General features: G+C 74.7%; 20 protein-coding genes. 2 read left to right on the top strand and 18 right to left on the bottom strand.

Annotation, left to right across the window (positions count from 1 at the left end; all coding sequences use genetic code 11):
* On the top strand, positions 1-691 hold a 691-nt coding region (locus tag RB146_12685), incomplete at its 5' end, for a DoxX protein (protein ID MDQ7829826.1).
* A gap of 62 nt (positions 692-753) precedes the next feature.
* Here RB146_12685 and dapB read toward each other — a convergent pair.
* From dapB to RB146_12595, 18 genes are all read right to left on the bottom strand, one after another.
* Positions 754-1,578 carry a 4-hydroxy-tetrahydrodipicolinate reductase gene (gene dapB, locus RB146_12680; GenBank protein ID MDQ7829825.1) on the bottom strand — a complete coding sequence of 275 codons (825 nt, stop codon included), beginning with the start codon at positions 1,576-1,578 and terminating at the stop codon, positions 754-756.
* Positions 1,579-1,643: 65 nt separating this feature from the next.
* On the bottom strand, positions 1,644-2,933 hold the full coding sequence (locus RB146_12675; GenBank protein ID MDQ7829824.1) for a pitrilysin family protein: 1,290 nt from the start codon (positions 2,931-2,933) through the stop codon (positions 1,644-1,646).
* A 35-nt stretch (positions 2,934-2,968) separates the two neighbouring features.
* On the bottom strand, positions 2,969-5,356 hold the full coding sequence (gene pnp, locus RB146_12670) for a polyribonucleotide nucleotidyltransferase (protein MDQ7829823.1): 2,388 nt from the start codon (positions 5,354-5,356) through the stop codon (positions 2,969-2,971).
* A gap of 87 nt (positions 5,357-5,443) precedes the next feature.
* Positions 5,444-5,713 (bottom strand): 30S ribosomal protein S15, encoded by a 270-nt coding sequence (gene rpsO / locus RB146_12665; GenBank protein ID MDQ7829822.1) that lies wholly within the window; start codon positions 5,711-5,713, stop codon positions 5,444-5,446.
* Positions 5,714-5,928: 215 nt separating this feature from the next.
* A complete protein-coding gene (locus tag RB146_12660) occupies positions 5,929-6,906 on the bottom strand; it encodes a bifunctional riboflavin kinase/FAD synthetase (GenBank protein ID MDQ7829821.1) in 978 nt (325 codons plus the stop codon).
* Between the two features lie 20 nt (positions 6,907-6,926).
* Positions 6,927-7,841, bottom strand: a complete 915-nt coding sequence (truB, locus tag RB146_12655) for a tRNA pseudouridine(55) synthase TruB (GenBank protein ID MDQ7829820.1) — start codon at positions 7,839-7,841, stop codon at positions 6,927-6,929.
* A gap of 10 nt (positions 7,842-7,851) precedes the next feature.
* The gene (locus RB146_12650; GenBank protein MDQ7829819.1) at positions 7,852-8,889 is read right to left on the bottom strand and encodes a DHHA1 domain-containing protein; all 1,038 of its coding nucleotides are present in this window, start codon (positions 8,887-8,889) and stop codon (positions 7,852-7,854) included.
* A complete protein-coding gene (gene rbfA / locus RB146_12645) occupies positions 8,889-9,314 on the bottom strand; it encodes a 30S ribosome-binding factor RbfA (protein ID MDQ7829818.1) in 426 nt (141 codons plus the stop codon). The genes RB146_12650 and rbfA overlap by 1 nt, the downstream gene beginning before the upstream one ends.
* A gap of 28 nt (positions 9,315-9,342) precedes the next feature.
* Positions 9,343-9,624 carry a DUF503 domain-containing protein gene (locus RB146_12640; GenBank protein MDQ7829817.1) on the bottom strand — a complete coding sequence of 94 codons (282 nt, stop codon included), beginning with the start codon at positions 9,622-9,624 and terminating at the stop codon, positions 9,343-9,345.
* A 95-nt stretch (positions 9,625-9,719) separates the two neighbouring features.
* Positions 9,720-12,254, bottom strand: a complete 2,535-nt coding sequence (infB, locus tag RB146_12635) for a translation initiation factor IF-2 (GenBank protein MDQ7829816.1) — start codon at positions 12,252-12,254, stop codon at positions 9,720-9,722.
* Between the two features lie 3 nt (positions 12,255-12,257).
* Complete coding sequence (locus RB146_12630) at positions 12,258-12,590, bottom strand: YlxR family protein (GenBank protein ID MDQ7829815.1); 333 nt, start codon at positions 12,588-12,590, stop codon at positions 12,258-12,260.
* 45 nt (positions 12,591-12,635) lie between these two features.
* On the bottom strand, positions 12,636-13,895 hold the full coding sequence (gene nusA, locus RB146_12625) for a transcription termination factor NusA (GenBank protein MDQ7829814.1): 1,260 nt from the start codon (positions 13,893-13,895) through the stop codon (positions 12,636-12,638).
* A complete protein-coding gene (rimP, locus tag RB146_12620) occupies positions 13,885-14,406 on the bottom strand; it encodes a ribosome maturation factor RimP (GenBank protein MDQ7829813.1) in 522 nt (173 codons plus the stop codon). The genes nusA and rimP overlap by 11 nt, the downstream gene beginning before the upstream one ends.
* Before the next feature lie 143 nt (positions 14,407-14,549).
* A complete protein-coding gene (gene asnS / locus RB146_12615; protein ID MDQ7829812.1) occupies positions 14,550-15,869 on the bottom strand; it encodes an asparagine--tRNA ligase in 1,320 nt (439 codons plus the stop codon).
* 162 nt (positions 15,870-16,031) lie between these two features.
* Complete coding sequence (locus RB146_12610; GenBank protein ID MDQ7829811.1) at positions 16,032-17,276, bottom strand: copper amine oxidase N-terminal domain-containing protein; 1,245 nt, start codon at positions 17,274-17,276, stop codon at positions 16,032-16,034.
* A gap of 174 nt (positions 17,277-17,450) precedes the next feature.
* Complete coding sequence (locus tag RB146_12605; GenBank protein ID MDQ7829810.1) at positions 17,451-17,825, bottom strand: hypothetical protein; 375 nt, start codon at positions 17,823-17,825, stop codon at positions 17,451-17,453.
* Positions 17,826-17,854: 29 nt separating this feature from the next.
* Complete coding sequence (locus tag RB146_12600; protein MDQ7829809.1) at positions 17,855-18,658, bottom strand: ParA family protein; 804 nt, start codon at positions 18,656-18,658, stop codon at positions 17,855-17,857.
* Between the two features lie 126 nt (positions 18,659-18,784).
* Positions 18,785-19,171: a hypothetical protein gene (locus RB146_12595; protein MDQ7829808.1), complete on the bottom strand. Its 387-nt coding sequence runs from the start codon at positions 19,169-19,171 to the stop codon at positions 18,785-18,787.
* A 240-nt stretch (positions 19,172-19,411) separates the two neighbouring features.
* On the opposite strand from RB146_12595, the gene RB146_12590 reads away from it, so the two are divergent.
* Positions 19,412-20,581 (top strand): fructose-1,6-bisphosphatase, encoded by a 1,170-nt coding sequence (locus RB146_12590; GenBank protein ID MDQ7829807.1) that lies wholly within the window; start codon positions 19,412-19,414, stop codon positions 20,579-20,581.
* Positions 20,582-20,651: the final 70 nt, after the last annotated feature.

Raw genomic sequence — 20,651 nt, 5'->3', positions numbered from 1 at the left:
GCAGCTGTTCGCCCCCAACCTGCTCATGCCCCGGACCTTCTGGGCCGGCGTGCTGGCGCTGGGGGAGATCGTCGTCGCCCTCAGCCTGGTCTACGGGGCGCTCACTCGCCTGGCCGCCCTGGCCATCGGGGGGCTCTTCGTCGCCGGGCTCGTCGTCTTCGGCCCCCTCGACCTCCTCGACCACCTCCACCTGCTGGGCATCGCCTTCTTCCTCTTCGTCTTCGGCCGCGGCCCCTACTCGCTGGACGCGGTCTTCGGCCTCCCGCGGCCGCCCCTGGAACGCCTGGTCCTCTGGAGCGTCCCGGTCCTGCGCGTGCTCACCGGCGCGGCCATCGCCTGGACCGGCTGCACCGAGAAGCTGTGGAACCTGCCGCTGGCCGAGGCGTTCCTGCGGGCGCACCCGTTCAACTTCATGCCGGCCCTAGGGTTTCCGGGGGTCAGCGACCGGGACTTCGCCGTGGCCGCCGGCGTCGTGGAGGTGACCGTGGGGGTGCTGCTGGCCTCGGGGCTGCTGACGCGCCTCGTCATCCTGGTCGCCTGGCTGCCCTTCAACCTCACCCTCCCCTTCCTGGGATGGGGGGAGCTGGCCGGCCACCTGCCGATCTACGGGGTGATGGCCGTGCTGCTCTCGCTGGGCAGCGGGCGAGCGGTGCGGGCGGTGCTGCGGGAGCTGGTGCGGGCCGCGGCCTGAAGCGCGCGACCCCGCGGCCCGAAGCCCCGGCGTCGCCGCCGACGGACCTTCGGCCCTTGGCGCTAGAGGTCGAGCAGGCCCTCGAGGCCCTCCACCAGGCGGCGCTCCTGCACGACGCGCCGCACCGCCAGCAGCAGGCCCGGCATGAAGGACTCCTCGCTCAGCGAGTCGTGCCGGATGGTCAGCACCTGCCCCGGCCCGCCGAAGATGACCTCCTGGTGGGCGACCAGCCCGGGGAGGCGCACGCTGTGGACGCGCACCCCCTCCACCGTCCCGCCCCGCGCCCCCGGGACGGTCTCCTCCTCGGCCACCGGCGCAGGCGGCGCAGCCCCCCGCGCCCGCGCCACCAGCCGGGCCGTACGGGCGGCCGTGCCCGAGGGCGCGTCGCGCTTGCGGTCGTGGTGGAGCTCCACCACCTCGACGTGGGGGAAGTAGCGGGCTACCCGCTCCGCCAGGACCATCATCAGCACCGCCCCCAGCGCGAAGTTGGGCGCCAGGACCGCCCCCACCTCGCGCGCGGCGCACAGCGCGCGCAGCTCGTCGGCCGCGCCGGCGGGCAGTCCGGTGGCGCCGATCACCGGGCGCACCCCGCGGGCCAGCGCGTCGCGTGCGTGCCCCAGCGCCGCCTCGCCGGGCGCGAACTCCACCAGCACGTCGGCGCCGCGGTCGAGCACGTCTGCCAGGCTGGCCTCGATGGGCACGCCCAGCGGCGCCAGGCCGGCCACCGTGCCGGCGTCCGCCCCCACACCCCGGGAGCGCCCCACGGCGCCCACCAGGCGCAGGTCGGTCGTGGCGGCGATGGCGCGCACCGCCGCGCGGCCCATGCGCCCGGCGGCCCCGCTCACCACGACCCGGATCGGCTGGCTCCTCTCTCCCGCCTGGTCCATGCCTTCCCCCGGCTCCCGCGGAGCCGACCGGAGCGGCCCCGGGCCGGGCCCCTGTGCCCGGACGACTACGCCACCGCCGCTCCCGGCCGCAGCGCCTCCCGCAGCTCCCCCTCCAGCCGGCCGTCGGTGCGGAACGGCCCGATGGCCGCCATGGCCATGCGCTCCGGCACGAGGAGCTCGCGGGCCATCGCCTGCACGTCCTCGGCCGTCACCGCGTCGATCTGCGCCAGGATCTCGTCCAGGGAGATCTGCCGCCCGTAGTAGAGCTCGGAGCGGGCCAGCTTGCCCATGCGGCTGCCGGTCGACTCCAGCCCGAGCATCACCGCCCCCTTGAGCGACTCCCGCGCCCGGCGCAGCTCGTCGGCGGGGACGGCGTCCTTCACCTTCTCGATCTCCTCGAGGACGAGCCGCGTCACCTGCGGAGCGGTCTCCGGGCTCATCGCCCCGTAGATGACGAAGAGCCCGCCCTCCCGGTAGGCGGCCACGTAGGAGGTGATCGTGTAGACGAGCCCCCGCTTCTCCCGGATCTCCTGGAAGAGGCGGCTGCTCATCCCCCCGCCGAGCAGGTTGTCCAGCACGGAGAGGACGTAGCGGCGCTCGTGCGCCTGCGGCAGGGCCGGCGCCCCGAGCGCCAGGTGCACCTGCTCGGTGGCCTTGGTCCGGACGACGATGGCCGGGTCGGTGCCGGGGGCCTCCGGCGCCACCGGAACCGCGCTCCCCTGCCAGTCGCCCAGCGTCTCCTCGACCAGGCGGACGACCCCGGCGTGCAGGACGTCCCCGGCCGCGGCCACCACCGCGTTGTCGGGGCGGTACCGTTCTCCCACGTAGGCCAGGAAGGCGTCGCGGTCGAGCCGGCGCACCGTCTCCACCGTGCCGATGACCGGCCGGCCGAGCGGGTGCCCGTTCCAGATGGTCTGGGCGAAGAGGTCCTGCACCAGCTCGTCGGGGGAGTCCTCGTAGCTCTTGATCTCCTCCAGGATGACCTGCCGCTCGCGCTCGATGGCCTGCGGGTCGAAGGCCGACCGCAACAGCATGTCGGCCATGATCTCCATCACCACCGGCAGGTGGTCGGCCAGGACGCGCACGTAGAGGCAGGTCAGCTCCTTGTCCGTGAAGGCGTTCATCTGCCCCCCGACGGCGTCCACCTGCTGGGCGATGTCCAGGGCGGTGCGGCTGGTGGTGCCCTTGAAGAGCAGGTGCTCGAGGAAGTGCGAGATCCCGTGGACCTCGGGGCGCTCGTAGCGGGAGCCGGCACCGATCCACACCCCGAGGGCGGCGGTGCGCACCTGCGGCATCGTCTCGGTGATCACCCGGATGCCGTTCGGGAGCCGCGTCTGCTCGGTGAGCTGCGTCATGACTTCCGGATCCGCCTCGCGGGCGGCGGGGCGGTTCAGGCCGGCGGGGATCCCTCTCCGCTGCGCGGGCCGCCGCCAGCAGGCCGGCCGGCCGCCGTCCGGCCCGGGCCCCGGCCCGCTCCGCTTCCGGCAGCGCGGCCGCCCGGGCCACCGCCCGACCGGCCGCCGCCCGGGCCGCCGGCTGGACCACCACCCTGGCCGCCGCCGCGGCCGCCGCGACGGCGTCGCCGACCCCGTCCGCCACCCGGACCGCCCCGGCCTCCCTCCCCGCGTGGCCGGTCGCTCGCCGCCGCCCCCGCCCCGGCAGGGACCTCCGGCCCGCCCTCCACGCCGCGCCGGGTCAGGTTGATGCGCCCCAGGTTGTCGATCTCCTTGACGCGCACCAGCAGCTCGTCGCCGACCTTGACGACGTCCTCCACGCGCTCGACCCGCCCGTCGCCCAGCTCGGAGATGTGCACGAGCCCCTCCTTCCCGGGCAGGACCTCGACGAAGGCCCCGAAGTTCATCAGCCGGGTGACGCGGCCCAGGTAGATCTCGCCCACCTTCACCTCGCGGACGATGTCCTCGATCATCTGGATGGCCCGCCGCGCCGCCGCCTCGTCGGGGGAGGCGACGTGGATGCGCCCGTCCTGCTCGATGTCGATCTTCGCCCCGGTCTCCGCGGTGATCTTGTTGATCACCTTGCCGCCCGGGCCGATGACCTCGCGGATCTTGTCGGGGTGGATCTCGATGGTGAGGATGCGCGGCGCGTACGGGGAGAGCGTCGTGCGCGGCGCAGGCAGGACCTCGGCCATGCGGTCCAGGATGCCCAGGCGCGCCTCCCGCGCCTGGGCCAGCGCCCGGGCCAGCAGCTCGCGCGAGATCCCCCGGATCTTCATGTCCATCTGGAGGGCGGTGATGCCGTCGCGGGTGCCGGCCACCTTGAAGTCCATGTCGCCCATGGCGTCTTCCATGCCGATGATGTCGGTGAGCACGGCCGCCCGCTCCCCCGCGGTAACCAGGCCCATGGCGATCCCGCCCACGGCCGCCTTGATGGGCACCCCGGCGTCCATCAGCGCCAGGGTGGAGCCGCAGACCGAGGCCATGGAGGTGGAGCCGTTGGATTCCAGCACCTCGGAGACCAGCCGGATGGTGTAGGGGAAGACGTCTTCCGCGGGGATGACCCACTCCAGCGCCCGCTCCGCCAAAGCGCCGTGGCCGATCTCCCGCCGTCCCGGGCCGCGCAGCGGCCGCACCTCACCGACGCTGAAGGGCGGGAAGACGTAGTGGTGCATGAAGCGCTTGCGCTCCAGGATCCCCAGGTTGTCGAGGATCTGCTCGTCCTCCCCCGTGCCGAGCGTGCAGCTGGTGAGGACCTGGGTCTGGCCGCGCTGGAAGAGCCCGGAGCCGTGCGCCCGGGGCAGGATGCCGACCGCGATGTACAGCGGCCGGATATCCCGCGGCCCCCGGCCGTCGGGGCGGACGCCCTCCTCCAGGATGCGGCGCCGCACCTCCTCCTTGATCACCTGCTCCACGGCCGGGCCGATCTCCGCCTCCCGGCCGGCGAAGCGCTCCGGCGCCTGCTCCAGCAGCCGGGCGGTCACCACCTGCTCGGTCTCCTCCAGGGCGGCCTCGCGCGCCAGCTTCTCCGGCCGGGTGAGGGCCTCGCGCACCAGCGGCAGCGCCACCTCGCGCACCGCCGCCACCAGCTCCGGGTCCGGGTCGGGGACGATGGTCACCGGCCTGGGGGGCTTGCCGGCCAGCTCCACCAGGCGGTGCTGGATCTCCACAATGCGGCGGATCTCCTGGTGCGCCAGGTCGAAGGCCTCCAGCACCGTCTCCTCCGGGACCTCCCCCGCCCCGGCCTCGACCATGATGATGGCGTCGGCGGTGCCGGCCACCACCAGGTCGAGGTCTGACTCCTCCTCGATCTGCCGCAGCGTGGGGTTGAGGACGAAGCGCCCGTCGATCAGCCCCACCCGCACCGCCCCCACCGGACCCCCGAAGGGGAGGCCGGAGAGCATCAGCGCCGCGGAGGCGCCGTTCACCGCCAGGATCGCCGGGTCATTGGCCTGGTCGGTGGAGAGCACGGTGGCGATCACCTGGACGTCGTTGCGCAGCCCCTTGGGGAAGAGCGGCCGGATCGGCCGGTCCATCAGGCGCGCCGAGAGGATGGCGCTCTCCCCGGGCCGCCCCTCCCGCTTGAAGAACCCGCCGGGGATCTTGCCGGCGGCGTACATGCGCTCCTCGTAGTCGCAGGTGAGCGGGAGGAAGTCGATGCCCTCCCGCGGCTGGCGCGAGGCCGTCGCCGTCACCAGGACGACGCTGTCGCCGTAGCGCACCACCACCGACCCGTCCGCCTGCTGCGCCAGCAGGCCCGTCTCGAAGGCCAGCGTCCGCCCGCCGACCTGCAGTTCCACCTGTCGCACCGTCGTAACGGCCATCATCACCCTCCTAGATCGCTCCAGACACGCGACGGCGGGGACGCTCTGGCCCCCGCCCGCGGGACACTCCCGGCCCTTGCCGCCGCCTCATCGACGCAGACCCAGCCGCTCGACCACCTCGCGGTACCGAGGGGGGTCGTGGCGCATCAGGTAGGCCAGCAGGCGCCGCCGCTTGCCCACCATCTTCAGCAGCCCCCGCCGGGAGTGGAAGTCCTTCTTGTGCTGTTTGAGGTGCTCGGTGAGCTGGTTGATCCGCTCGGTCAGCAGGGCGATCTGAACCTCCGCCGACCCGGTGTCGCGCTCGTGGCGGCCATGCGCCTGCACGATGCGCTGCTTGATCTCCGCATTGAGCGCCATGGGAGACGCGCTCCTCCCCTCAGGATGTCCACGACGGGGACGGCTGCCCGCCAGGCCGCCGGGCGGTGGCGGGGGGTCGCTGCCGCCTGCCGGGGGCAGGCCGGCCTCGAATCGTCGCCATCGGCCGAGAGACCGCCGGAGCTGCGGGACTCCCCGCCGGGGCCACCGGCCATTGTAGCACAGCCGGTCCCTCGCGGGCCGGCCCCGGTCCGGCCTCACCGCCCCGGACCGAGAGTGCCCCGCCCGGAGGCGGCCAGGAGCGCACGCACCTGCCGCACGTCCTCGGCGATTTGCCGGACCAGGTCCTCCACCCGGCCGAAGGCCGCCTCGTCGCGGAGCCGGCGCAGGAAGGCCACCTCCACCTCCCGGCCGTAGAGGTCCCCCGAGAAGTCGAGCAGGTAGGCCTCCACGGTGAGCGGCCCCGCGCCAAAGGTGGGGCGCGTGCCGACATTCACCGCGGCGGCCCACCCGGGCGCCGGCGCTTCCCCTCCGCCCGCTCCCTGCAGGCGGGCCAGCCCGGCATAGACCCCCGGCCCCGGCAGGAGCTTCTCCGCAGGGGGGTGGAGGTTGGCCGTGGGGAATCCGAGACGCCTGCCGCGCCCATCACCGGGCACCACCCGGCCGCGCACGGCGTAGGGACGGCCCAGTAGCTGCCCTGCTTCCTCCACTGCCCCGTCCCGCAGGAGGCCGCGGATACGGGTGCTGCTCACGGGCGCGCCGCCGGCCAGCGTCGGAGGGACGGCGGTGACAGTAAACCCGTACCGGCGGCCGGAGGCGGCCAGGTCCTCGACGGTCCCCGCCCGGTCGCGCCCGTACCGGTAGGTGGTCCCTGTCACCACCTCCACCGGACGCAGCGTGCCCACGAGCCGCTCCACCCACCCCTCCGGCGGCGTCCGGCGCAGGGCGTCGTCGAAGGTCACCACGACCGCGGCGTCGAGTCCCAGCGCCGCCAGCAGCTCGAGGCGCTCCTCCAGGGTGGTCAGGAGGAAGGGCCCGGCGGGCGGTGCGACGACCCGCTGGGGGTGCGGGTCGAAGGTCAGGGCGACGCTGCGCCCGCCGCGGGCGGAGGCGGCGGCGCGGGCCTGCCCCAGGACGGCCTGGTGGCCCAGGTGGACGCCGTCGAAGGTGCCGAGCGCCACCACCACCGGCCGGCCGTCGTGGACGAAGGCCTCCAGACCGCGGTAGACGTCCACGCCCTCGGGTCGGACCCGCGTCAGGGCGGCGGGGTGCCGCCCCGCAGCACCTTGAAGGGACGCAGGCGCCCGTGCTCCACCCGCGCGAGGGCCACGAGCCCCTGCTCGTCGCGCAGCCGCACCGGGCGGTCGGGCGGGAGGTGCTGCCACCCGGGCACCCGGAAGAGCGGCAGGGGGGTGCCCTCCAGGACCTGCCGGCGCTGGCCGGGCAGGAGGTCCACGGCGGGGAGGTCGCGCAGCGCCTGGTCCATCGACACCGCCGCCTGCTCCAGGGTGCCTGAGGCCTGCAGGGCCCCGAGCTCCTCCAGCGTCAGGCTCTCCTCCAGCGTGAAGGGCCCGACCCGGCGGCGCAGCATGAAGGAGGCGTGCCCGCCCACCCCCAGGGCCGCGCCCAGGTCGCGGGCCAGGGCACGGATATAGGTCCCCTTGGAGCACTCCACGTCCAGCAGCGCGCGCGGGTGGGTACCGCCCCAGAAGTCCACCAGGGCCAGCCGGTGGATGACGACGCGGCGCGGGGGTACCGCCACCACCTCGCCCCGGCGGGCCCGCTCGTAGAGGCGCCGCCCTTCGACCTTGATGGCGGAGGCCATCGGGGGCACCTGCTCGACCTCCCCGGTGAAGCGGGGGAGGTGGGCTTCCACCGCGGCGGCCGTCACCCCCGAGGCGTCGGCCGTCCCGGTGACGGCGCCGAAGGCGTCCCCGGTGTCGGTGGCGATGCCGAACGTCACTTCCACACGGTAGGCCTTGTCCGAGAGCGTGAGGAACTCCGCGATGCGCGTGGCCCGGCCCAGCACCAGGACGAGGACACCGGCCGCCGAGGGATCGAGCGTGCCCGTGTGTCCCACCCGGCGCTGGCGCACCAGGCGCCGCACCACGTCCACAACGTCGTGGGAGGTCATCCCCGGGGGCTTGAGGACGTTCAGGACGGCGTCCACGGTTCCGGCCTCAGGGCAGGTCTTCCTCCACGGGCCGGGAGGCACCGGCCCCCAGCGCCGCCAGGCGCACCTCCTCGGCGGCGGCCTCGAGCACCCGAGCCACCGCCTCGGGGAGCGGTCCCGGCAGGAGGCATCCGGCCGCACCCGGATGCCCCCCACCCCCGAACCGGGCGGCGATGGCGTGGGACCGCACCCCGTCGCGGGAGCGCAGGCTCACCCGCACCCCGGCGTCGGTCTCCTCGAAGAGCGCCGCCAGCCGCACCCCACGGACGGCCCGCAGCAGGCCGATCACCCCGACCGTCTCCTCCCCCTCCGCCCCGCCCTCGCGGCGCAGGGCGTCGGTCACCACCGTGTAGGCCACCGCCCCGTCGAGGGTGACGACCATCCGGGCCAGCGCCAGGCCGAGCAGCCGCGCCGCGGCGGGGGTGCGGTTCTCGTAGACCTCGCGCACGATGCGGTCCAGGGGGGCGCCGGCCTCCAGCAGCCGCGCGGCCAGCCGCAGCGTGGCCGGCCGGACGGTGGGGAAGCGGAAGACGCCGGTGTCGGTGGCCACGGCGGTGAGCAGCGCGGTGGCCACCGGCGGGGTGAGCGGGACCTCCAGGGTCTCCAGCAGCGCGGCCACCATCTCGCCCACCGCGGCCGCCTGCGGGTCGATGTCGTTGAGGTGGCCGAAGGGGACGGCGCTCTCGTGGTGGTCGATGACGACGACGAGCGGCGTCCGGCTCACGTGGGCGGCGAAGGCCCCGCACCGCTCCAGCGTCCCGCACTCCATGGCCACCGCCACGTCGAAGCGGGCCTCGTCGGGCAGCGCCGTCACCACCTCGCCGGCGCCGGGTAGGAAGGCGAAGACCGGCGGCACGCCGCCCGGGCTGCCCACCACCGCCTCCACCCCGAGGTCCCGCAGCGCCAGGGCCAGCGCGAGCGTCCCGCCGAGCGTGTCGCCGTCAGGGTCCACGTGCGCCACCAGCAGGACGCGCCGGGCGGCACGCAGCGCCCGGGCGATGGCATGGCGGACGGTGCCGGCCTGGACGGAGGCGGCGGGGCCCATCACGGCGGGGACGCCCCGGCCGCGCCACCCGGGTCCGTCCCGCCGGGCTCGCCGGTCCCGCCCGCCCCGCCGCGGGGACGCTCGCCGGCGACCTGGCGCAGCAGGGCGACCACGCGCGTGCCGCGCTCGATCGACTCGTCGAGGCGGAAGAGGATCTCCGGAGTGTGGCGCAGTTTGATCCGCCGCCCCAGCTCGGAGCGGACGAAGCCGGTGGCGCGCTCCAGCGCCGCCATGGTCTGCTGCTTCTCCTCGGCGCTGCCCAGCACGCTGACGAAGATCTTGGCGTGGCGCAGGTCGGCGCTCAGCTCCACGTCGGTGACCGAGACGAAGCCGATGCGCGGGTCGCGCAGCTGGCGCTGCAGCACATCGCTGGCCTCGGCCTTGAAGAGTTCCCGCAGCTTCTCCCGGCGCAGTGGACTGGCCATGGTCCCCCCGGGGTCGCCCGGCCCCTCCTCAAAGGATCTCGATGGAGTAGTCGATCAGGTGAGCGCCGGTCTCGCGCTCGATCCACCCCACCAGGCGGTGGAGGATCTGCTGGGCATGGTCCCCCCGGGCGGAGACGCAGGCGAAGCCCAGCACCGCCCGGCGCCAGGAGTCCTGCTGGTCGACCTCGGCCGCGGCGACGCGGTAGTGGCGCTGGGCGCGGTCGAGGAGGCTCTTCACGATGCGCCGCTTGTCCTTCAGGCTCCGGGTCCCGTCCAGCGCCAGCTCCGCCCGCAGCACGCCGATGACCATGGTCCCCGTCTCGCCCGGTGCCGTCAGGTCCGCCAGCCCGCGGCCTGCGGCCGCCGCAGACGCGGGCAGCGGGGTGCCCGCCGCCGGAGCCGGCGCTACGCCGCCGGGACCTCCCGCACCTCGTAGGCCTCGATGACGTCCCCCACCTTCACGTCCTGGAAGCGCTCCAGGCCGATGCCGCACTCGAACCCCTCCGGCACCTCGCGCACGTCCTCCTTGAAGCGGCGCAGGGAGGCGATGCGCCCCTCGTAGACCACGGCGCCGTCGCGCAGCAGCCGCACCTGGGCGCCGCGCACCATCCGGCCCGTGGCGACGTAGCACCCCGCCACGGTGCCGACGCGCGGGATGGCGAAGGTGGCGCGCACCTCCGCGCGCCCCAGCACCACCTCCTCGACCTTGGGCGCCATGAGCCCGCGCAGGAGCTGCTCAATGTCCTCCAGCGCCTCGTAGATGATCCGGTAGAGGCGGATCTCCACCTGCTCCTGCTCGGCCAGCTTGCGCACCGCCGGGTCGGGCCGGACGTTGAAGCCGACGACCACCGCCCGGCTGGCCGCCGCCAGCATGACGTCCGACTCGGTGATGGCCCCCACGCCGGTGTGCAGGATGGTCAGGCGCACGTCCGGGACCTCCAGCCGCGCCAGGGCGCCCTGCAGGGCCTCCACCGAGCCGTGGACGTCGGCCTTCAGGATCAGCCGCAGCTCCCGGCGCCCCTCGGCGGTAAGCTCCTCCACCACGCCGGGGCGTGCCGCGGTCTCCGCGGCCCGCCGCCGCTCGCGACGCTCCTCGGCCAGCGCCTTGGCCAGGCGCTCGTCGCGCACCACCTCCAGCAGGTCGCCGGCGGTGGGCACCGCCTCCAGCCCCAGCACCTCCACGGCCATGGAGGGACCCGCCTCGCCCACGCGCTGCCCGCGCTCGTCCAGCAGCGCCCGGACCCGCCCCGCCACCTCCCCGGCGACGATGGCGTCGCCCACGCGCAGCGTCCCCTCCTGGACCAGCACGGTGGCCACCGGCCCGCGGCCGCGGTCGAGCCGCGCCTCCAGGACCGTCCCGCGGGCCGGCTTGCGCGGGTTGGCCCGGAGGTCGTGGAGGTCGGCCACCAGCAGGATCATCTCCAGCAGCTCCCGCAGGCCGGTGCGCTGCCGGGCGGAGACCGGCACCATGACGGTGTCGCCGCCCCACTCCTCCGGCACCAGCCCGAGCTCGGCCAGCTGCTGCTTCACCCGGTCGGGGTTGGCCTGGGGCAGGTCCACCTTGTTGATGGCCACGATGATCGGCACGCCCGCCGCCCGGGCGTGGTTGATCGCTTCGACCGTCTGCGGCATCACCCCGTCGTCGGCGGCCACGACCAGCACGGCGATGTCGGTGACCTGCGCGCCCCGGGCGCGCAGCGCCGTGAAGGCCTCGTGGCCGGGTGTGTCGATGAAGACGACGCGCCGCCCGTCCACGTCCGCCGTGGAGGCGCCGATGTGCTGGGTGATCCCGCCGACCTCCTGCTCCGCCACGTGGGTGGCGCGGATGGCGTCGAGCAGGGTGGTCTTGCCGTGGTCGACGTGGCCCATGACGGTGACGACCGGCGCGCGCGGCACCGCCTCGGGGTCGGCCGCCGCCGGGCGCGGGCGCGGCGCCACCGCCGGCGCCTCCGCCGCCTCGCGCGGCCTCACCACCGTGCTGCCGAACGACTCGACCACGCGGGCGGCCACATCCATAGGCAGCTGCTGGTTCACCCCGGCCAGCACCCCCAGCTCCAGCAGCCGCCGCACCACGTCCGCCACCGGGAGGTGCAGGCGCGCCGCCAGCTCCCCCACGCCGATGGGGCCGGTGAGCTCGACCTCACTGGGCGCCACCGGCGCAGCCGCCTCCACCGGCTCGGCCACCCGGGGCTCCGGCCGCCGGCCGCGGCGCTCCGCGTGGAACCGGCGCGGCGGCGGGGGCGGCGGGGGCAGGCGGCGCTCCGGCCGTCGCGGCGCCTCGGGCCGCGGCGGGACGGGGACCTCGGGGGGCTTCGGGGGGACCTCAGGCGGGGCGGGCGGCGCCGGGCCGAAGAGCTCGCGGGCCACCTCCTCGGGCGTGAGGACCTCTCGAGCGGCTTCGCGCGGGGGCGGCTTCACCGGCGTGATGCGGATGGGCTCGGCCCGTCCGGGTGCGGGGACCTTGGGCGGTGCGGGCGCCGCAGGCGGCGCCTGGGCGGCCGGTGCCGCCGGTGCCGGCGCCGCGGGCGCGGCCGGTGCGCGGGCGGCGGGCCGCTCGGCGGGCACCTCTCTGGGCGCCTCGCGCGGTGCGGGCTCGACGGACGGCACCGCCGGCGGCGCCGGCGGGGAGGCGGCTGCCGGCGCCTCGGCGGGGCGCCCCTCACGCGCGGGCGGCTCGGGCGCTGGCGGCGGGGGCGGCGTGATCTTGCGGATGGAGAGGATGCGCTCCCCCGCCGGCGTGGTCACGGCCGGCCGCGCTGGCGGGGGAGGGGTCTCGGGCATGCGTGTGCCGTGGGCGGCGACGTGCTCGCGCACCCGCCGCACCGTGGCCTCGTCGAGGGAGGAGGAGTGGCTCTTGACGGAGACCTTCATCCGTCCGAGCAGCTCCATCAGCTCCTTGGTGCCGATCCCCAGGTCCTTCGCCAGTTCGTAGACCCGCACGCGCTACCGGCCTCCCTGCCGCGGCGGGCGGCCCGGGCGCGCCGTCCCGGCCGCGCCCTGCCCGGCGGCAATCCTGATCACCTTTGGCGGCGTCGGCGCCGGACGCGCCAGCAGCTCCCGCAGCGCCGCCCCCACCGACTCGGGGACCGGCACCTCCAGGGCGTGGTCGAGCCGTCGGTGGCGCAGCGCCTCTTCCACACACGCCGCCGTCAGGTCGACGTACGCCCCGCGCCCGGCCGCCTTCCCGGTGGGGTCGACCCGCACCTCACCCGCCGGCGTCCGCACGATGCGGACCATGGCCCGCTTCGGCCGCATCTGGCGGCAGGCCACACACATGCGCTGAGGCACCCTGCGCTGGCGCGCCATCCCGCTCCCGGTCGCCTAGTCGGCGCCCTCCGGCCGCCCTACCGCCTGGGGCACCGCCTCCTCCGCCCGCGGGCGCGCCTCGCCGTCCCCCGGCGCCACGCCCGCGCCCTCCTCACCCGCCGGGACCTGCGCGGACGGTGCCGTCCCGCCCGCCGGGGCCTGGCCCGGCGCCCCGGCGGGGGCCGGCTGCGGCTCCTCCGGCGGCAGGTCGGCGAAGATCTTGGCCGCCTCGATCTCCTTCAGCTGCGTCTCGCTCTTGATGTCGATCCGCCACCCGGTGAGCTTGGCGGCCAGGCGGGCGTTCTGCCCCTCCCGGCCGATGGCCAGGGAGAGCTGGTGGTCCGGGACGATGACCAGCGCCGTCTTCGTCTCCTCGGTCACGTCCACCCGCACGACCTTGGCCGGGCTGAGCGCGGCGGCCACGAACGCGGAGGCCTCGGGGTGCCAGGGGATGATGTCGATCTTCTCCCCGCGCAGCTCGTCGACGATGGCCTGCACCCGGGAGCCCTTGGGCCCCACACAGGCGCCGACCGCGTCGACGTTCTTGTCCCGCGAGGCCACGGCGATCTTGCTGCGGGCCCCCGCCTCCCGGGCGATGGCCTTGATCTCCACGATCCCCTCGTAGATCTCCGGCACCTCGAGCTCGAAGAGGCGCTTCAGCAGCCCTGGGTGGGTGCGGGAGACGACGATCTGCGGCCCGCGCGTCCCCTGGCGCACCTCGACGACGTAGGCCTTCACCCGCTCCCCCTGCCGGTAGGACTCCCGCGGGATCTGCTCGGGCGGGGGCAGCACCGCCTCGATGCGGCCCAGGTCCAGGTAGACGTTCTTGCGCTCGATGCGGTGGACGACGCCGGTGACGATGTCCCCCTCGCGGTCGCGGAACTCCTTGTAGACCAGCTCCCGCTCCGCCTCGCGCAGGCGCTGCAGGACGACCTGCCGGAACGTCTGGGCGGCGATGCGGCCGAAGTCCTTCGGCGTGACCTCCAGCTCGACCATGTCGCCCACCTGTGCCGTGGGGTCGTACTGCTGCACCTCGGCCAAGGCGATCTCGGTCGTGGGGTCGGTGACCTGCTCGACGACGGTGCGCACCTGGTAGACGTGCATGTCGCCCGTCTGCCGGTCCACTTCGATCCGGACGTTCTGGGCCGCCGCCCCGCTGAAGTTCTTCTTGTACGCGGAGAGCAGGGCCGCCTCCACCGCCTCGAACATCACGTCGCGGCCGATGCCCTTTTCCTCTTCCAGCGCCTCCAGCGCGCGCAACAGCTCACCGTTCATGCCTGCCTGCGCCTCCCTGCTTCTCCTCGCCCAGCAACGCCTTGATGGCGGCCTCGTCCACCACCAGCCGGGCCTGGCTCACCTGCGCGCGCGGGATGCGCACAGTGCGCTCCCCCACCCGCACCACCACCTGCCCCTCCACCAGGCCCAGCAGGCGCCCCCGGAAGGTGCGCTGCCCCTCCACCGGGGCCACGGTCCGCACCTCCACCAGCGATCCGGCGAAGCGCTGGAAGTCGCGGTCCCGCCGCAGGGGCCGGTCGAGCCCGGGCGAGGCCACCTCCAGGGTGTAGGCGTGCGGGATCGGGTCGTGCAGGTCCAGCTGGCGGGAGAGCGCCTCCGAGACCCGCGCGCAGTCCTCCACGGTCACGCCGTGGGGTCCCTCGACCAGCACGCGCAGCACCGACCGGGGCCCCTCGCCCACGAGTTCGACGTCGGCCACCTCCAGGCCGAAGCGCGCGGCGATGGGCCGCGCCAGCGCCTCCACCTGGGCTGCGATGCGTTCCCGGGCCATCGCCGTCTCCTCGGGCGGTCCCGGCTCAAAAAAAAGAGCGGGTCGCCGCCCACTCCAGGCCGGAGCGCGGCTCGGACCGCGCCCCACAAGACAGGACGACTATACCACAGCGGCCGCCGCCAAGGCAAACGCGGCGACGCGACTCAGGGGTACAGCCGGGTGATGGTGCGTGGGAAGGGGATGGCCTCGCGCACGTGCTCCAGCCCGCAGATCCAGGCCACCGTGCGCTCGACCCCCAGCCCGAAGCCGGCGTGCGGGACGGACCCGTAGCGGCGCAGGTCCAGGTACCAGGCGTAGGCCGCGCGGGGCAGGCGGTGCTCCTCCAGGCGCCGCTCCAGCAGGTCGAGGTCGTGGATGCGCTGGCCCCCACCGATGATCTCCCCGTACCCTTCGGGGGCCAGCAGGTCCATGGAGAGGACGACCTCGGGGCGGGCCGGGTCGGGCTGCATGTAGAAGGCCTTCGCCCGGGCCGGGTAGCGGTGGACGAAGACCGGACGGTCGAACTGTTGCGCCAGCACCGTCTCCTCGTCGCCGCCGAGGTCCTCGCCCCAGGGCACCGGCTTGCCGGCCGCCGCCAGGCGGGCCAGCGCCTCGTCGTAGCTGAGGCGCGGGAAGGGCGGCTGCACCCGCCGCAGCGCCTCGAGGTCTCGCCCGAGGGTCAGCAGCTCTGCCCGCCGGTGCTCCACCACCTGCGCCACCACCGCACAGACCAGCCCCTCCGCCAGGGCCATGATCTCCTCCAGGTCGGCGAAGGCGGCCTCCGGTTCGAGCATCCAGAACTCGGTGAGGTGGCGGCGGGTCTTGCTGCGCTCCGCCCGGAAGGTGGGCCCCAGCGCGTAGACCCGCCCGAAGGCCATGGCGGTGGCTTCCAGGTAGAGCTGGCCGGACTGGGTCAGGTAGGCCTCCCCCAGGTCGAAGTACGGGGTGGCGAAGAGCGTCGTCGTCCCCTCGACCGCCGCCGGCGTCAGGATGGGCGCGTCGGTGCGCAGGTAGCCAGCCGCCTCCAGGTAGGCGGTGGCCGCCCGCAGTACCTCGGCCCGCACGCGCATGATGGCGTGCTGCCGCTGGCTGCGCAGCCAGAGGTGGCGGTGGTCCATCAGGAACTCGATGCCGTGCGCCTTGGGGGTGATCGGGTACGGCTCGGCCCCGTGGACGACCGTCAGGCTGCGGCCCGCCACCTCCACCCCGCCCGGCGCGCGCGCATCCGCGCGGACCACGCCGCGCACGATCAGGCTGCTCTCCTGGGGGAGGTGGTCGGCCCGGGTGAAGGTCTCGGCGTCCAGGTCCGCGCGGGAGAGGACCACCTGGACGAACCCGGTGCCGTCCCGCACGACCAGGAAGTGGATGCGGCCGCTGCTGCGCCGCTGGTGGAGCCAGCCGCGCACCTCCACCTCCGCCCCCACGTGGCGGGGCAGCGCCTCGATGGCGACGCACGGCGGTGAGGCCACGACCGGTCGGGACATGAGAGCACCCGCTGCCCCGGCCAACGCCCCCTGCGGGCAGCGCTCCGCTCCACTATAGCGCAGCGTCCCGGTCGCGCAGCGCCCGGCGTCGGCCGCCTGACGAGGGCTCGGGCGCCAGCCGGGGGGGGCCGGCGGCCGCCTCCCGCAGCCGCCGGCCGTCCGTTAGCGCTGGCGGACCTGGACCGTGGCGGCGTCCGACTCGATCCCGGCCGGGGTGACGGCGGTGACGGTGATCACGTACGGCCACCCGGCGAAGAGGGGCTGATAGGTCAGCCGCACGACGAACCCGCCGTTCGGGCCGACCTGGGCCTCGCCGGTGGCCAGCCGGACGCCCAGCAGGGCGTCCAGGGTGACGACCACGCGGGCGGCGCCGGGCGCCCGCCCGCGCACCTCCACCGGGCTGCTAATCGCGGCCCCCGCCTCCGGCTGCGTGATCACCGGCCGCGCCGGCCGGGCGGGCGGCTCCTCGCCCACCACCGTCTCGGCGGTGATGCCGTAGACCAGGTTGGTCTGCGGGTTGAGGCGCAACGTCACCACCATGCCGGGGCGCAGGGCGGCCACCGTCCCCTCGCGGCCGTTGATCAGCACCTCCAGGTGCTCGTCGGCCACCCAGTAGGCCTGGCCGTCGCGCAGCAGCAGCGTGCGGCCACCGCCCGCCACGGCGTCGAGGCGCCCCACCACGGTGCGGAACGTCGCCCGCACGCGGAGGGCCTGGTTCCGCGGCCCCAGCGTCACCTCGACGTGGTCGCCCAGGCGGAGCTGGTTCAGGCTCACCGAGCCGCCGGTGTTGGTGGCGACGTTCACCCGGGTGATGGCCGTGTCCGGGGTGACCGCCACCCGCACCAGGGTCGTCCCCTGGTCCACCAGGATCACGGGGTTGTCCCCGGTGCGGAGCTGGACCACCGTGCCGCTCACCATGGCGGCCGCGGTGGGCGCGGGGGCGGGGGCGGGCGCCGGTCCGGGAGGCGGGGCGGCCGCGCCGGTGTAGATCAGCACCGTGCGGGTGGCCTCCTGCCACTGCACCGTGGCGCCGAGCGCCTCGCTGACGAAGCGCAGGGGGACGAGGGTGCGCGCCCCGATGATGCGGGCGGGGACGTCCAGCAGGACGACCCGGTCGTTCACCCGGGCCTGGCGGCTGCCGATCTGCAGCTCCACCACGGTGCCGCCGCGCACCGCCAGGACCGTCTGGGTGGCGGCCTCCCAGTCGACGCTGGCGCCCAGGCGCTCGAAGACCCCGCGTAGCGGGACCAGGACCCGCCCCCCACGCACCACCGGAGGCTGGTCGAACCGGACGCGCCCCCCGTCGACGAAGACCCGGATCGGGGCATCCTGCGCGCCGGTCGGGGCGCTGAGGCTCCCCCCGAGCAGGAGGAGGGTCAGGATCACGACAACGGCGCGATGTGGCATGGCGACCTCCCTTCGGAGGCCGGCCCACGGGCGAGCCGATCGAAGACCAGCCGGCCCGCCGGCGAGCCGCGGCCCGAGGTCGTGCTCAAGGTGCACTACGGATGACGTGCCGGAGAGGGTTTTTTCCCGGGCTTAACGGGGGGTAAACAGCAGGGACGACCTTCCCTGGGGACGCTACCAGAAGTGCGCGTACTTTCCGGCGAAACGCCGTTCCAGTTCCTCCCGGTGCAGGTGGTAGACGGGGCACTCGCGCAGCATGCAGACCTGGAGGGCGGTGTTGCAGAACGCGTCCGGGACCTCCCAGCAGCGGCGGTTGATGAAATAGGCCGCGCAGACCCCCTTGCGCGGCAGGAGGGTCGGGGCCTCGACCGGCAGGTCGCCCGCCCCCTCGGTCGGGCCCCCCGGGGAGGGATCGCGCACCAGCCGCAGGATCGGCCGCGCGTCCGCCGCCGCCGGCGCAGGCGCCTGCCCCTCCATGGCGTCCAGCTCGCGCGAGGCGTCCTGGATCAGGTCCCGGACCCCCCGGCGCAGCTCCTCTCGCCGCTTCACCCGGCCACCTCCTTCGCCGTCCACCGCCGTCACCGGGAGGCCCCCGCCACCGTCTCGGAGGTCTCCCGGGCCATGACCTCCCGGGCCAGCGCCATGTACTCCTTGGCCCCGCGGGACTCCGGCTCGTGCACGAAGAGCGGGACGCCGGCCATCGAGGACTCGACCAGCTTGATGTTGAAGTGGATCGTCGTCTCGAAGACCTTGCCCTCGAAGAAGTCGCGGATCCCCTGGAGGATCTCCTTGCTGATGTTCGTCCGCGCGTCGTACATCGTCGGGAGCACGCCCAGGATCTCCACCTGGTGGCCCACCTCGTCCCGCACCATCTTGAGGGTACGCAGGAGCTGCCGCATCCCCAGCAGCGCGTAGTAGTGGGTCTGGATGGGGATGATCACCGCGTCGCAGGCCACCAGCGCGTTGAGGGTGAGCAACCCGAGCGACGGCGGCGTGTCCAGGATGACGTAGGTGAACTCCTCCACCACCGGGAGGAGCTTCTTGCGCAGGGCGTTCTCCCGGCCGATGCGCGCCGCCAGCTCCAGCTCGGCGGCCGCCAGGTCGATGGAGGCGGGGGCGAGCCACAGCCCCTCCACCCGCGTGGGCGTGAGGATCTCCCGCAGGGCCACCTCCTCGTTGATCAGGACGTGGTAGATGGTCTGGGGCAGGGCGGCGGGGTCGACCCCCACGCTCACCGTGGCGTTGGCCTGGGGGTCGAGGTCGACGAGGAGGCTCTTCCGGCCCGCGAGGGCCAGCGAGGCGCTCAGGTTGACGGCCGAGGTGGTCTTCCCGCAGCCGCCCTTCTGGTTGACCAGCGCGATGACCCGGTACGTGGGGTGCAATCGATCCTCCGTCGCAGCCGGTCTCCGGACCGTCCCGCTCCCCGGATCCTCCGGCGCCATCCGTGGAGGGACCGAGGGGCGTCGGGCGAACCGGTTACCGGCCGGGCGCCCCGCGTCGGGGCGCCATCATGAGATCAGGCGCGTCGCGCGGCGTTCCGCGGCGTTGAGCACCGCCCGGACCGCCGCCTCCTCCGGGATGCGGTCGGCCACGGCGCTGCCGACCAGTCGCTCCTCCACCTCCTCACCGCCCAGGCGGAGCTGGACGATCACCGCCTGGCGCTGGGCGATGGGCTGGGTGACCGCCTCGTCCAGGCGCAGGCGCCACGGCTGCGGCAGCAGGGCGCTGAGGGCCGAGGTCGTGGCGGCGGCGGCCGCCCGGATCGCCGCCCCGGGGGCGGCCTCGGCCGAGCCCACGAGGGTGCGGTCGTCGTGGGCCAGCTCGACGTCCACCCGCACCCGCCCGGCCTCCCGGGCCAGCGTCAGTCGGTTGACGCGCAGCCGTCCCTGCGCCATCTCGCCCTGCTCTTCGACCCCTGTGGAAGCATTTCCTTTGCAGGGGATCCCCCAACGCGCCGCGGCCGGCCCCGCCCGCCCCCGCCCGGCCGTCCTGCGCCCCGCCTGCTCAGGCGGCCACCGCGCCGCGGCTTGCTGCGCCGGCATGGCCGGGGCCCGGCCCACGGGGGTAGAATGATCGGTGCAGCACGTCCCACGGTGCCGGCCCGAAGCGGCGAAAGCGGCGAAAGGAGGCCCGCTATGCGGATCACGGTCAGTGTGATCAAGGCGGACGTTGGGGCCATCGGCGGCCACACGGTGCCGAGCCCGGACGTCCTGGCCATGGCCCGGGAGCGGGTGGCCCGGGCGAAGGGCTCCCTGCTCATCGATGGGTTCGTCTGCCACACGGGCGACGACGTCGCCCTGATCATGACCCACACCCGCGGCGTGGACGACGCCGACGTCCACCGGCTGGCCTGGGACATCTTCATCGAGACCACGGAGCAGGCGAAGCGGCAGGGCCTCTACGGCGCGGGGCAGGACCTGCTGCGCGAGGCCTTCTCTGGGAACGTCCGCGGCATGGGGCCGGGCAGCGCCGAGATCGAGTTCGAGGAGCGCCCCAACGAGGCGTTCATGGTGCTGCTGGGGGACAAGTGCGGGCCGGGGGCGTTCAACCTCCCCCTCTACCTGGCCTTCGCCGACCCGATGTACTCCCCGGGGCTCCTGCTGAGCGAGGGGCTGCACGACGGCTTCCGCTTCCACATCATGGACATGGACCACACCGCGGGGGACCGCATCATCGTGCTGGACGCCCCCGAGCGGCTCTACGACATCGCGGCGCTGCTGCGCGACACCAACCGCTACGCCATCGAGTCGATCTGGTCGCGCAAGTACCCGAACGAGCAGGCCGCCGCCGTGGGCACCACCCGGCTGCGCAACATCGCCGGCCGCTACGTGGGCAAGGACGATCCGCCGGCGGTGGTCCGCGTCCAGAAGATCTTCCCGGCCACCGAGGAGTTCGGCCCGGCCTTCGCCGTGGCCCCCTTCGTGGGCGGGGACACGCGCGGCAGCCACAACCTCCCGCTCATGCCGGTGCCGATGAACACCCCGGCCTCGACCTTCTTCTGCGTGCCCATGGTCTCGGCGCTGGGGTTCTCGGTGCACGACGGGATCCTCACCGGCCCCTCCGACCTCTTCGCCGACCCCTTCTGGCAGCACGTCCGGGACCGGGTGGCGGCGAAGGCCATCGAGATGCGCCGGCAGGGCTTCTTCGAGCCGGCCATGCTCCCCTACTCCGAGCTGGAGTACGGCGGGATCGTCTCCCGGCTGCGGCGGCTGGACCAGGAGTTCACGGTGCGGGACGGCCGGGGCGCCCCCGAAACCGCCCCGGTGGGCAGCCCGGCGGGTGTGGAGGTGGAGGACCCCGACTGAGGCCCGCGTCCCTGGCGGCGATGTGACGGCGGGCGGCCGCACCCGGCCGCCCGCCACGCGTTCAGCCTAG

The sequence above is a fragment of the Armatimonadota bacterium genome, assembly GCA_031081585.1.
GTDB classification, from domain to species: Bacteria; Sysuimicrobiota; Sysuimicrobiia; order Sysuimicrobiales; family Humicultoraceae; genus Geohabitans; species Geohabitans tengchongensis.
Note: the sequence above shows the minus strand (reverse complement) of the source record. Positions and strands in the feature narration are given on the sequence as shown.